Here is a 12,609-nt window from a genome sequence, read left to right as displayed (position 1 = left end):
CCCATCCTGATTGTGGCCTGAAGGTTCAGGCAACGAGCCCTGCAAAATTTTCTGGATCGAGAAAAAATCGAATGCTTTGAATTTTGCCCTCTTCGTTCAGCTCAAACACATCGATACCATCTGAAGTGATGCTCTGGCCGCTCTGCGTCGTCATCTGTGCGGTGTAGAACATAGCTGCTCCGTTCGCGACGAAAAACAGTCGGTTGATTGTTACATGCATCTCCCGAAATGGAATGATTGATTGTTCTGCGATCTGACGGGTAGCGGCCTCGCCGATGATAGGTGATGTTTCAGCGACGTAGTAGAAGGCGGCATCCTTTGCGAACAGGTTCACAAAGCCTTCTGTGTCGAGTGTATTATTTACGTGAATATAGCTCTCGATGATGGCACGAATTTGTTCCGGTGAAAGCATAGTTTGAACTCCTTTTCTTCTTATAAGAGAGTTGTTGTTTTCTCCTGCTGCATTGTTTCTGGATTCTCGCCCTCGGCTGCCGATCCGAAATCGAAGGCAAAGGGTGGAACAGCTTCATCCAAAAGCGTTTCAAGGTCCTGGTTATAGCCCTCGCGCAGATCGGCGAGAATGGCTTCCTTTTCGGCTGGCGACACATGTTGCAGGTACATCTCAAGCATGCGCGGATTGACGACATCACGCGGTGAGATGAAAAGCCAGTTCATCAGGAAGTAGCTCATATATTGCGGCTCGAATTTGCCCTCCTGTGCCAGGCTGTTGAGTTGCTGTGTTGAGATGCGAAGGCAGAGGTCAAAGTATTTGTGCAGCAATGTGACGCCCTTCAGTGGCTCGGGGCCGATATGGGTTACGCCGGGCCAGCGAAGATCCTCGATGGTGCTGCGCCACCATGCCGGAGCGATGGCATCTTGCATCCGTTGCAGCACATAGTGCTCGAAGTTCGGCTGCCCTTTGTGCTCCTGCAAGCAGGTGGCAAGCGTCTCCACTTCAATCGCTGCAAGAGTCATACCCTGCCCGTAGATTGGGTCAAAGAAGCAGAGCGCGTCCCCCAGAACAAGCAGGCCGGCGGGCCAGCGCTTCATCTGCTCGTAATGGTGGCGTAAGCAGACAGGGAGACGGAAGCCACGCGGCTCGGTGAGCGGTTCGGCATCGTGGAGAATCTCAGCCAGAATCGGGTTGTAGAGCCGGGCGAGCCCTTCTTCAAAGCCTCGGGCATCGGTTGGAGGATACTGATCACCTGCGCTGTTCAAGCAGACTGCCCAGGTGTCGTCTTCAATCGCCTTGAGTACGCCGCCTGACAGGTGGCCGCTTGAGGCATGCGGATCGATGACAACAAGGGCTATATTGCGTTTCTCGGGTGGAATGCGATAATTGCGGGTGCTGTAGCCAATTCCGGTAGTCACATACTCGTCTTCGGCAAGCGTATAGCCGAGGTCGCTTAGCCAGCGTGGCGTTCTAGAAGAGCGTCCGGACGTATCGATCACCAGATCAGCCTGAACCTCTATACGCTGTTCGACCTGTCCACGTGGCCGGATGTATGCACCGATCACCCTGGTTCTATCGGGCGTTGCCATCAGCTCAATGACCTCGTGCTGATAGAGAATGCGTACGTTAGGGAGCGCCTGAACCCGCTGACGGATTGCCCATTCAAGCAACCCTCTACTATAAGTGAAACCTTCTCCGTTCCCTAAGGGCAATGCACCAAATGGGTTGAACATCTGGATCGTTGCTTGCTGAAGCTCAAAGGCTCCGAGCTCCTTGATATCGTTGACGAAGTCCGGAAACAGGCGCTGCACGATGGCTTCTCCCCGAGGGATGAACTGATGCAGATGAAAGGATTGCGGCACACCAGCACGCGGTGCGGGCTGCTGAGGCTGCGTATCGCGCTCGATGATACAGATCTCTTCGTATTGTTCAGAAAGGACGCGGGCTGTCAGCAAGCCTGCAATACCACTACCGATAATCAATACTCTTTTACTATTATTTGATTCATTTATGTTCATTCTAATGCTCTTTCCTTCTCTCTATACTGGTGTTTATTCAAGTGCACTTTTTCTTTTGCGACTGTTGAAAGTATAGCCGAGGCAGAGCAGAAAAACACTACCCACATGGATAGTGAAACGGGTAGTCGGGGTGGGTAGGGGTTAGAGGCCGAGCCGGTGCGCTACCTCGCCCGCCTGAGTGCGATTGCTGACGCCGAGTTTTTGATACAGACGCTTAATGTGGTATTTCACGGTATTGACTGATATAATCATTTCGTCAGCAATATCCTGATTGTTCCATCCTGCTGCAAGTAAGCGCAGAACTCGTTCTTCCTGTAGTGAAAGCGGCTCGAGAAGCTGGCTGTCTGTTCGTTTCTCTCCAGAATGTGCTGCTTCTAAGATGCGCTGAATGTATGGGCGAAGGATTGCGTCATGTTGTACAGAAGGTAAGATGACGCGTAATAGATGAAGCAAGGGTGCACCTTCATTCAGATAGAGGCGAATACAGCCCTCATGAGCGGTCTGCAATAGTGTTTGCCGCAACCGTTCAAGGGCTTGCTGTTCCTGCTTACAGGCATTATAGGCCAGAGCGAGCAAAAGCCGAAGCTCGGCGACTCGATAGAGTTGCAGGTGCTTGCAAGCCTCGGGAAGAAGTGTAGTAAACTGCCTGATTGCCTCCTGATATCTTCCCTGAGCCAGCCAGAGACGCCCGAGGAGAATGCCATCTCGCAGATAAAGAGCAAAAGAGGGAGAAGTCTTATCTGGTTCGGGAAGCGCGTGAAGTTTGCCGCTCGCGAGCCGCAGGCGTTGCACCCACTCGTGAACCAGCAGGGGGAGCTGGAAATGATTGGGACTCTCGTCTTGCTGTGGAACGGCTTGCAGCGCTTCCAGATGGGCCAGCGCTGCCTGCATTTCTCCCCGAGCGTACTGAACAAGTGCAAGCGCGAGTTTCGCTCTATCGATGAAAGCCTGTATTGGATTTGTCTGTGCCATTTGTAATGCTTCTGAGGCAAGACGCTCTGTAGCGTCAAGTTCATTACGTTCAAACGCAATACTGGCAAGGTTGAGCAGGATATCAATATGCATCTCAGCATCGCTTATATCCTCACTTACTGAGAGCAGATCGTGAAATAGGTTATGCGCTTCATGCAGTTTCCCTTGCAACAGCGCACATCTTCCCTGCATCAACTGAATATCAGTGGCAAGAAATCGGTTCTCGGGCGGAACGAGATCTTTTTGAGCCAGAGTAAGCAGGCGTTGAGCTTCATCGATAGCGCCGAGGCGAATCTGTTCAATACTGTAAAAATGCTGTACTGATGCACGATACATGAAAAGGCGCGGATCAGTCGTTTCAAATCCCTGGAAGTAGTGAAGTGCTTGCTTCGCATGCTGTATAACAAGTGAGAACGGCTCGTTAAGCGTCAACGCATGGAGGGCCCGGTGCGCGTAAATCGCGCCGATCCAGGGAAATTGTCCCATGTCGCGCCATATTTTCTCAGCCCGCTGAAGAAGTGCTTCGCTACGAGCGCGATCTTGCTCCGTGGCTTGCAGCAGCTCGTCCCTTGAAACGGCTTTTTGAGCGAGACGAAGCTGTATAGGGAAACAAAGCTCGGTTGCCAGAAGCAGACAAAGGAGGGGATGCGCCTGCAAAAGGTTCTCCGGGAAGTGGTGAAGCCAGCGTTGAATAGTGTGTGGCTCGTTATAATTCCGCCTGTTTGCCTGCTCGATCAGCGTCGCGACACGCTCAAGGTCGGATGCCAGCCATGCCGCGTCGATGGCTTCGGTCAGATAGGCCTCGCGTTCGTACCACTCGCTTGCCCGCAACAGAAGAGCCTGTAAGGCGGTTTCACCCAGACGGCGAGCAGCCTCGCGGCGCATTGCCTCGGCGAAGAGCGCATGATAGCGATACCAGCGCCCCGGCCCTTCCAGCTCATCAAGAAACAACCCTGCCCGGTCGATTGTCTCAAGAAGATCGGCTCCCTGTTCGCTTTCGGTTACGGCGTTACAAAGCGGCGCACAGAGCCGATCGAGAATACTTGTTTGTAGCAGAAAGAGCTGTATGGGCTCGGGCTGTGTTGCCAGAATCTCGCTGGCGAAGTAGTCAAGCAGGGAGTGGTGCAGGGTGTCGGCCTCTCCTGCGAGCATGCCCGGTGCGCGTGTGGATGAGGCATAGACTGCTTGCTCGATTGCCTCAGCGGTGCGCCAGCGTGCAAGGGTCAACGAGAGAAGTCGCAGTCCGGCAGCCCACCCCTCAATTGTGCTCTCAAGCCGCTTTAAGAGATCATCTGAGAGCGAGAATGGCAGGATCTTCCGCAGAAAATCACTCATTTCTGCCCGCGAGAAGCGAAGGTCCGCTCCACGCAGCTCGCTGAGTTCCCCTCTGGCGCGCCAGAGGAGAAGCGGTAATTCAGGCTCGGTACGTGAAAGAAGTAGAATATGTGTCGATTCGGGCAGATAGTCGACGAAGAAAGCAAGCGTTTCGTGAACAAGTGGCTCGTTGATTACATGGTAATCGTCCAGCACAAGCAAGCCGCCGGAGGACGGAGCTGCCAGCGCGTTGAGAAGCGGAGTCAGCACAGTATCAAGCGTCGGTAGATCAGCGGGAGAGCGCTGAAGCTGTGCCTGGACTGCCTGTCCGATTGGCTGCTGTTCAGGGCTGAGAAGTTGCTGACAGGCTGCGATGATATAGCGCCAGAAGCGGAGCAGGTCGTTATCTCGTTCGTCAAGCGAGACCCAGGCGCGCGAGATGGGGCGCGTCGCGAGCCATTGGTTGACAAGCGTTGTTTTGCCGAAACCTGCCGGGGCTTGAAGCAAGACAAGCTTGTGTGTCAGGCAGGTGTCAAGCTGCGCGTGCAGGTGCGTGCGCTCAATTAATGAGGCGGGAAGCAGCGGCGGATGGAGCTTGGTTTCGAGGAGCAAACTGGCCTCAGGAGCGGGATGGCCTGGCCTTGTTGTGGGCGAGAAGAGAGCACTGACCGTCTCTAACTGATCACGAGATAGCATGCTCGTCTGGCTCAGGGAGCGCTTCTGTGTGCGACCGTGCAGAGTACGGTACGCATACCAGCGCGTGTCACCATGTTGAAAGTGCTCCTTGCGGATAGTATACTGAGCACCATTTCGATCCTCAAAGAGAAAAGAGGAAAGTGAAGAAGATATATTATTCCACTCTATTGAAGACGTAATAACCTGTAGCTCATGATTTTGTACGAGTTCATATTCATTGGTGTGAGATGAGAAGCGTAGTAGAGGAAGATTTGCGCGAGACATTGTGCTCCCCTCGATTTTTTTGCCGGACGTACACGGAAAGTATAACACATCAGTCGGAATCAGGTAAATGTCTGTCTCATTGCAATGCGAATACAACAGCCTGGCACTTATTGTTGTGTTTTCTACTCTGAGTGAAGTCTGTTGAAAGAAGAAGTGAAAGAAAGAGTAAAATGAGTAAGAGGGAGATGTGTTGCCTCTTTTTTTGCGAACGTTCCTGCTGTGGTTCTGGTATTATTTTGCCTGAGTATTGCGTTTTTCCTCTGGAATCTGGTATTCTTCATACCAAGTATCTGTACTCCTGAGTGCTAGCGCTACCAGGGGAGCGTTAGCAGGACTGTGACAGGGAGCTGAAAGCATGCACTCTCAAACTCATTTTATCTGCTCTGGTATCACCATTTGAGTATACTGAAAGAAGAAATGCCATAAACAGAACCTTTCCGTTCATGGAGAAGAGTTTCTCTTATTTTCATTTTTTTCTCAATAGCCAGATATGGCCTCTATTTTTGCTTTTAATTTAGATGCAGTATGTTAAGAAGGAGAGAAGAAATCTGTGGTAAAGACATATTCTTCAACAAGTGGTGATCGAGTTCGTCTACAAGAATGGTCCCCTGGTACCTGGGAACCACACTTTTACTTTCAAGGAAAACAGCTTTTCTATAATCGGATTCCCTTTAATAATCGAGCGGAACGGGCAATTGAGATCCCGATAGCGCTGGAGTTCTTGCAGCGCCAAAGCGGTTCTCTGCTGGAAGTGGGTAATGTGTTGCAGTATTATGAGACTGGCACCCTGCCGCCTCGACGGATTGTCGATAAGTTCGAGCAGGGAGATGGGATCGACAATTGCGATATTATGGATATGCAGCCGGCTGAGGAACGGTTTCAATCCATTATTTCTATATCAACAGTTGAGCATGTAGGCCAGGGAAGCGATCCCACCGGGGGCTTCGGTGAAACGAGTGTCAGAAGCGACCTGGAAGCCCCCTTGAAGGCGATTGTGCGGCTCTATGAGCTGCTGGAAATGGGTGGGAAAGCGTTGATCACGGTACCGTTTGGCAAACTGCTGGATGGCGGCTGGTATATCCAGTTCAGTAGCGAGTATCTGGAACGGCTTTTCCTGCGGTATGGCATGCCACGCGAGGCCGTAACGGTCGGGTACATGAAATGGGTTGCACGGGAAAAGAAGTGGCGCAACCCGCGTCAGTGCTGGGTCGAAGCAACGGCTGAAGAGATGAAAGAGGTACGCTACGATCATTTATTCAGTGGAGCTCGTGGGATCGCTGTACTTGAACTTACAAAAATAGTGGAAACCTGTGCTGTAATGGAGCATGAGGCGCTGGACCCGCTGGTGTATGAACGCATGTTGCCGTTTCATCGCGTTCTGGCGCCGCTCGGACGCCTGAAAAAGCTTCTCTCATAGGGTTGCAAGGTGGGCCAGGGGTCCTGTGCCCACCTCTCGGCCTGTCTAGCTCGCAGAGCGCATGATAAGGCGGCGCAGGAGCCGTTCATACTCTGAAGGAACCTCAACCATCGGAGTGTGACCTGAATCAAGAAGAAAGAGCTCAGCAGTGGGGAGCCGCTGAGAGAGAAGCTGCGCGTGCGCTATTGGCCGCGCCTGGTCATGGCGACCATGCATCACGATGACCGGGAGCATAAGCCGCGAGAGGTCGTTAGAAAGATCCAGTGCCGCCTGACTTCGGAGCGCCTGTAATGCGGCTTCGGAGGGTACATTTTCTGCATACTCCAGCAGACGCTGTAGCAGGGCGGGCTCAGGTTGATGGAGAAAGCTTCGTTTCATCAGTTGTTGAAAGAACGCCGATCCGGTGGCTCCTTGCTCGATTATTTTGAGAATGCTGGATACGTCCCCATGCCCGTGCATATTCGCTCCGGTATCAGAGAGCAGCAAACCGCGAAATGACGCGGGATTGGACAGAGCGGCGGCCAGGGCGATTGCACCTCCAGTTGAATGCCCGACAAGCAGGCAGGGACCAAGCTCCTCGGCAAGCTGCTGCACACGCTGTCCGAGGGTTGGGATATCCCAGGGACCGGGCGATGTCATCCAGGAGATGGGAAGCACCTGGATCTCTGGAAATAGGCGCTCGTCAATGAGCTCGAAGACCTCGGGACTGCAATACGTGCCCGGGATGCAGAGAAGTGGAGTACGTCCTGCAACGGGTTGCCGTGTCAGATGAAGTGATGACTGCATAAGCACCTCCTTATTAGAAAGAGCTATTCTGCTCATTTCTCATTATACGTGCTGTAACTTCGATTTGTCTTCAGTAGTTAGAAATGTCTATAGATTTGCAGTTCAAAATCCTCTTCCATTGAACCTGTATTGGCTTCTAGACCGTATCTATGGTAGGAGTGTGTGTGCAATGACGCTGTTTCCAGCACATTCCTTGAAGTAGGAAGGATGATTTGCCATGTTGCACTTTTCACGTTTTGCAAAGCTGATGTCAAGGATGCTCGGTCATCCACTTGCATTTTGTCTTGCGCTGCTGGCGGTGGTGATCTGGGGCATCACCGGGCCGATCTTCCACTTTTCTGATACGTGGCAACTCGTTATCAACACCGGTACCACCATTATCACCTTTATGATGGTATTTCTCATCCAGAATACGCAGAATCGTGATAGTGAGGCTATGCAGGTAAAGCTTGATGAGATCATTCGAGCATTGAAAAGCGCGGATAATAGCATGCTGAACATCGAGGATATGACTGAAAAAGAGCTGGAGAAGTTACAGAAGCACTATGAGCATATGGCAAAACAGGCGCAGCATCATCTTCAAAAGAGGAAGGGTACATCCTGAACAAGGAGCTTGTGGGGCTGAAGCAGGCAATCGTACAGCAGGAAGATCGCTCTTCAGCCCGACAGGCCCCTGTTCAAAGGTCGAGACTCCCTCTCCTGTGACGCGCTGCGAGAACACTGCCTCTCAGAACCCGGTGCAACGCTCATCAGACCGAAAGAAAGCCTTTCAGAAACGGGCCCCGGAGGTGCGGCCCATTCCCCTGATAGAGATCGCATGAGAAGCGCTGACATCTGGGTCCTCATTATTTCTTCCTGTCTATCTGCTTCAGTGCAGGTCCCTTTTGATATAGCAGTAAAAGAGTACGCGTACATAGCAAATAGCTATGCGTAGCACTATTGGATGGCGTGCTTTCGGGTGCATATTCCGGGTAAAAAATAGTATCTTTTTTATCTGGAGAAGAGTATGCAAACAAGTTTTACTTGCTTCTCTGTGCAAGGGCGAGTGACCGACCAACCAGGCGCTCACTCAAGCTCCCAACGAAAGGGAAGGGGTAGTACTTCCCGCGCCACGCCTGGATGATCCCGACGACCCAGACGATGAATGTGAACAGGTTGAGAAGGAAGAGAAGCAGTGCCAGTGATCCATTTATCAGCGTTTGTGTTGGATTCGCGTACATCTTTTCTACTACTGACATCATCCATAAAATGAGGCATGACAGAATATTAGATGCTCCGAAAAAGAAAAGCGCTTGCAGGCTGTGAAATCTCACAAAGCGGTCCCGATTCAGGAGAAAGAGGAAGAGCCCGCTCAGCCAGCCAAATATATGGCTGACACCTGCCCACCAGCGGGATGCGTTCCCTGGAAGGTCAATTTTAGCATGGGAAACCGGAAGCGGCTGTACCAGAATAACTTCCTCTGCGGTGGCCTGGGAAGCCGATTCGCTGTTCTTCTCTTCGTTTTCCAGAAAGCCGAGTTCGCGCGCATCTTTGCCGAAAAGCAGACAGAGTTTTTCGCGAAAATAGGGTGATGGCGTTGCGTAGCCACGTTCCCACCGGCTAACATTGACTGCTTCGGTTCCGATCTGCTCTGCGACTCGTGCCTGCGACCAGCCCCGTTTCTCCCGTTCCCGCCGTAACAGTTCATTTCGTGCTTTGTCCATGCCTTCTTTTCCCCTCCTTTGGCTGAAATGTTCAATATTTGTACAGTATCAGGCTAGAAATCGTTCTCGTTTTTAGGGCACTTCCCTGTCATACTTTTTGCTACGTTCTCAGAAGCATGCTTCTCAAAAATGAATACGAAAGGCGATATATTGATGAGACTCATTATAGAGAATGTAGGAAAAAGATACAAAGGGGATTTCTGGGGATTGCGTCAATTCCATCTGGATCTAGGACCGGGTATTCTGGGTCTGCTCGGTCCCAATGGAGCCGGGAAGTCAACGCTGATGCGGATTCTGGCAACTATTACCCGGGCGAGCGAGGGGCGGGTGCTCTGGGATAGTATCGACATTGCTCGGCGGCCTCATGTGCTGCGTTCGGTGCTTGGCTACCTGCCGCAGGATTTTGGGATCTACCCGCATTTGAGTGCACAGGAATTTCTCGAATATATGGCCGCGATCAAGGGGCTGGATGGTCGGGCAGCGCGGCGGCGGATTCAGGAGTTGCTTGAGAATCTCAATCTGACAGAGGCGCGAAAACGTCCGCTTGGTAGCTATTCGAGGGGTATGCGGCAACGGGTCGGCATTGCACAGGCGTTGCTGAACGATCCGCGGCTGTTGATCGTGGATGAGCCAACCGTGGGTCTGGACCCTGAGGAGCGCGTACGCTTTCGCAACCTCCTGACCGACCTTTCAGGCGAGCGAATCGTGATTCTGTCGACGCACATCGTGTCGGATGTTGAGGCGACGGCGAGCACGATCGCGATTGTGAATAATGGTCGGCTGCTTGCTCATGCCACACCAGAGCAGTTGATAGCACGAGTTGAAGGGCGCGTCTGGGAGCTTGTTACCACCGACGTTCTGGACGTGCGTGAGCGGTTCGCGGTTAGCGGTATGTGGAGACGAAGTGATGGCATTCATGTGCGCGTGCTGTCGGAGTTGCCGCCTATGCGCGATGCGAGGCCGCTTGCTCCGTCGTTGGAAGATGCCTATCTCTACGCTGTCCGTTTTTCCCGGTTTGGAGGATGAGATATGGTTTTGCGTGCGCTTTTTCACCTGATTCTGGCCGATTTTCGCGAGCGAATGAGGCGCTATAGCTTTTTTGTGATGCTGGTGTTGAGCATGCTTGCTGCCTATTTCTACCTGCCGCCACAGAGCAGCCCGTATCAAACTCTGAACCTGGGTATGTTTCGGGGAATGTATAACTCGGCGTGGGTCGGCATGCAGATTGCGCTGGTGGCCTCGCTCTGGTTGCCGATTGTGGGCTTCTATCTGGTCAAAAATGGGATAGAGCGTGATCAACAGACGCGTGTGGGACAGATTATCGCGTCGACCCCACTACATACATTTGTGTATATCCTGGGTAAAATGCTCAGTAATGTGGCGGTTCTGGCGTCGATGGTTGGTGCAACAGCTATTGTGGCGGGCGGAACCCAGTTTTTACGGGCCGAAGACATGCGGCTTGATCTCTGGGCGCTGTTGAGTCCATTTCTGTTTCTGACGCTCCCCGCAATTTTCATACCTGCGGCACTGGCGGTATTCTTTGAAATGGTGTCCTGGTTACGGGGGAGTCTCGGCAATGTAGTCTACTTCTTTATAAGTATTGTACTTGCGTTTCTCGGGCAGCGATCGACGGGGGCGCGAGTTGAAATGCTTGATCCGTTCGGGATATCGGTACCGCTCAAGCAGGTCCATGCATTTCTACTGCGATCATTCCCGCATTTTACGGGTGAAACATCGCTCGGGCTGACATTTAATGATCCCGGACGACTGCAGGTGTTCATGTGGCAGGGCATTGAGTGGACCGGTGACATTCTGCTTCAGCGTCTCCTCTGGATCGGCATTGCATGCGCCCTCGCGCTGATAGCATCGCTCTTTTTCTCGCGCTTTGATCCGGCAAGAGCGAGCAATAAGCGTCATATCATGGAGAAGTTGCCAGAACATGGAAGCAATCAGATACGTATACCGGTTTCTGTGCCTTTAACGCCGCTGCTACACGGGACAACGCGGGGGCGCTGGCTCAAAGTGCTTCAGGGAGAGCTGGTGTTGTTGTTGAAAGGGCGCTCAATGTGGTGGTATGGGGCGCTTGTGTTGTTGAATGTCATCATGCTGGCCGTGCCATCCGGGCTCTCTCAGTATATGCTGTACCCGCTGGCGACCATCTGGCCGCTGTTTCTCTGGTCGAGCCTGGGAAGCCTGGAGACGCGTTGTGGAACACAGCAAACAGTCTTTGCTGTACCGCATCCGCTGCTCCGTCACTTGCCGATGCAATGGCTTGCCGGGGTGCTCTGCACGCTGCTTATGCTTGCTGGTCTGGTAATACGCCTGGGGATAGAGGGCAGCACTGGAAAACTGATGGCGATATGTCTGGTCGTGCTGTTTATCCCTTCGCTGGCGATGGCATTTGGCATCTGGGTTGGCAACGGGCGGCTGTTTGAGGTGCTCTATCTGGCCTGGTGGTATATCGGACCCGTCAACCATCTCCCGGGGCTGGATTATCTGGCACCGCTATCGATGGGGATGCAGCTACAACTAGCCAGTATCCTGCTCGGCGGGCTGCTCCTGCTGCTGATACTGATCTTCATCGGGCGAAAGAGACAGTTACTGCTATGAGAAGCAGGACCTGGCAAGGCGGAGAAAAGCATGCAGCGCCGGAGCTGCTTCATCACGCCGCCACGCGAAGGCAAGCGCAATTGTGGGCGAGGGCTCCTGAAGCTCCTTGTAGAGCACGCCGTCCTGCTGGAGTTGTTGCAGTGAGGCTGGAACCAGACTGACGCCAAAACCTGCCGCGACGAGCCCGACATGCGTTTCCATCCGAATTGCTTCCTGTGCGACACGTGGATGAAAGCCTGCTTGCTGACAGAGGTTGATGATCGTGTCGTACAGGCCCGGGCCCTGCTGACGTGGAAACAGAACGAATGGCTCGTCTGCCAGCTCGGATAGCGCTAATGCCGTGCGTGACGCCAGACGATGGCCCTCGGGAAACGCGACAATCAGGGCTTCCCGGTGAAAGATCTCAACCTGAAGCGTGGGCTCCTGGACCGGGGGCCGAAGCACGCCGAGGTGAAGCTGTTGCTCACAGAGTGCCTGTACCTGCTGGCTGGTTGTAAGCTCACGTAACGTCAGGACGACATCGGGGTATTGCTCCCGAAAGCGCTTGAAGAGCCGAGGGAGCGTGTAACTTGCGGTCCCGACAAAGCCAATGTTCAATTGTCCGACCTCACCGCGGGCCGTGCGTCGCGCAACTTCGGCGGCGTGCTCAACCTGTGCAAGCGCTTTCAAAGCCTCTTCACGAAACGCAGCGCCGGCCTCTGTGAGCATCACACGGCGTTTGGTACGGGTAAAAAGCGATACCCCGAGTTCTTCTTCGAGCTGACGAATCTGCTGGCTTAGCGGCGGTTGTGCGATATGAAGCCGTTCGGCTGCTCGTCCGAAGTGCAGTTCTTCCGCGACGGTGACAAAATAGCGGAGATGGCGTAGCTCCATTTC

The 12,609-nt window shown here is 53.0% G+C and carries 10 protein-coding genes; 4 read left to right on the top strand and 6 right to left on the bottom strand.

Features of this window, described 5'->3' with window-relative positions; all coding sequences use genetic code 11:
* Positions 1 to 25: 25 nt before the first annotated feature.
* The 3 genes from KTH_RS06400 to KTH_RS06390 form a co-directional block, all read right to left on the bottom strand.
* Complete coding sequence (locus KTH_RS06400; RefSeq protein ID WP_111322017.1) at positions 26 to 412, bottom strand: nuclear transport factor 2 family protein; 387 nt, start codon at positions 410 to 412, stop codon at positions 26 to 28.
* 20 nt (positions 413 to 432) lie between these two features.
* Positions 433 to 1,971 (bottom strand): FAD-dependent oxidoreductase, encoded by a 1,539-nt coding sequence (locus tag KTH_RS06395; RefSeq protein ID WP_111322019.1) that lies wholly within the window; start codon positions 1,969 to 1,971, stop codon positions 433 to 435.
* A gap of 141 nt (positions 1,972 to 2,112) precedes the next feature.
* Positions 2,113 to 5,217 (bottom strand): winged helix-turn-helix domain-containing protein, encoded by a 3,105-nt coding sequence (locus tag KTH_RS06390; protein WP_111322021.1) that lies wholly within the window; start codon positions 5,215 to 5,217, stop codon positions 2,113 to 2,115.
* 550 nt (positions 5,218 to 5,767) lie between these two features.
* Between KTH_RS06390 and KTH_RS06385 the strand changes: the two genes are divergently transcribed.
* Complete coding sequence (locus KTH_RS06385) at positions 5,768 to 6,634, top strand: hypothetical protein (protein ID WP_111322023.1); 867 nt, start codon at positions 5,768 to 5,770, stop codon at positions 6,632 to 6,634.
* A 45-nt stretch (positions 6,635 to 6,679) separates the two neighbouring features.
* Here the strand turns inward: KTH_RS06385 and KTH_RS06380 are convergent, their stop codons facing one another.
* A complete protein-coding gene (locus tag KTH_RS06380) occupies positions 6,680 to 7,420 on the bottom strand; it encodes an alpha/beta fold hydrolase (RefSeq protein ID WP_497617300.1) in 741 nt (246 codons plus the stop codon).
* Between the two features lie 217 nt (positions 7,421 to 7,637).
* Here KTH_RS06380 and KTH_RS06375 point away from each other — a divergent pair, with 217 nt between their 5' ends.
* Complete coding sequence (locus KTH_RS06375; protein WP_497617298.1) at positions 7,638 to 8,024, top strand: low affinity iron permease family protein; 387 nt, start codon at positions 7,638 to 7,640, stop codon at positions 8,022 to 8,024.
* Positions 8,025 to 8,439: 415 nt separating this feature from the next.
* Here KTH_RS06375 and KTH_RS06370 read toward each other — a convergent pair whose 3' ends face one another.
* Positions 8,440 to 9,123 carry a magnetosome magnetite crystal formation protein family gene (locus KTH_RS06370; RefSeq protein ID WP_497617296.1) on the bottom strand — a complete coding sequence of 228 codons (684 nt, stop codon included), beginning with the start codon at positions 9,121 to 9,123 and terminating at the stop codon, positions 8,440 to 8,442.
* A 153-nt stretch (positions 9,124 to 9,276) separates the two neighbouring features.
* On the opposite strand from KTH_RS06370, the gene KTH_RS06365 reads away from it, so the two are divergent.
* Positions 9,277 to 10,149, top strand: coding sequence for an ATP-binding cassette domain-containing protein (locus tag KTH_RS06365; RefSeq protein ID WP_497617294.1), 873 nt, complete (start codon positions 9,277 to 9,279; stop codon positions 10,147 to 10,149).
* 3 nt (positions 10,150 to 10,152) lie between these two features.
* Positions 10,153 to 11,733 carry an ABC transporter permease gene (locus KTH_RS06360; RefSeq protein WP_497617292.1) on the top strand — a complete coding sequence of 527 codons (1,581 nt, stop codon included), beginning with the start codon at positions 10,153 to 10,155 and terminating at the stop codon, positions 11,731 to 11,733.
* Here KTH_RS06360 and KTH_RS06355 read toward each other — a convergent pair.
* Positions 11,728 to 12,606, bottom strand: a complete 879-nt coding sequence (locus tag KTH_RS06355; protein ID WP_497617290.1) for a LysR substrate-binding domain-containing protein — start codon at positions 12,604 to 12,606, stop codon at positions 11,728 to 11,730. The genes KTH_RS06360 and KTH_RS06355 overlap by 6 nt on opposite strands.
* Positions 12,607 to 12,609: the final 3 nt, after the last annotated feature.

Source organism: Thermosporothrix sp. COM3 (genome assembly GCF_059696735.1).
The sequence above is the reverse complement of the archived record's forward strand: the minus strand, read 5'-3'. Positions and strand labels throughout refer to the sequence as shown.

What these genes read in the sequence shown, in the direction of transcription:
- KTH_RS06400 (WP_111322017.1), bottom strand. Translation starts at nt 412, where the DNA reads ATGCTTTCACCGGAACAAATTCGTGCCATCATCGAGAGCTATATTCAC.
- KTH_RS06395 (WP_111322019.1), bottom strand. Translation starts at nt 1,971, where the DNA reads ATGAACATAAATGAATCAAATAATAGTAAAAGAGTATTGATTATCGGT.
- KTH_RS06390 (WP_111322021.1), bottom strand. Translation starts at nt 5,217, where the DNA reads ATGTCTCGCGCAAATCTTCCTCTACTACGCTTCTCATCTCACACCAAT.
- KTH_RS06380 (WP_497617300.1), bottom strand. Translation starts at nt 7,420, where the DNA reads ATGCAGTCATCACTTCATCTGACACGGCAACCCGTTGCAGGACGTACT.
- KTH_RS06375 (WP_497617298.1), top strand. Translation starts at nt 7,638, where the DNA reads ATGTTGCACTTTTCACGTTTTGCAAAGCTGATGTCAAGGATGCTCGGT.
- KTH_RS06370 (WP_497617296.1), bottom strand. Translation starts at nt 9,123, where the DNA reads ATGGACAAAGCACGAAATGAACTGTTACGGCGGGAACGGGAGAAACGG.
- KTH_RS06365 (WP_497617294.1), top strand. Translation starts at nt 9,277, where the DNA reads ATGAGACTCATTATAGAGAATGTAGGAAAAAGATACAAAGGGGATTTC.
- KTH_RS06360 (WP_497617292.1), top strand. Translation starts at nt 10,153, where the DNA reads ATGGTTTTGCGTGCGCTTTTTCACCTGATTCTGGCCGATTTTCGCGAG.
- KTH_RS06355 (WP_497617290.1), bottom strand. Translation starts at nt 12,606, where the DNA reads ATGGAGCTACGCCATCTCCGCTATTTTGTCACCGTCGCGGAAGAACTG.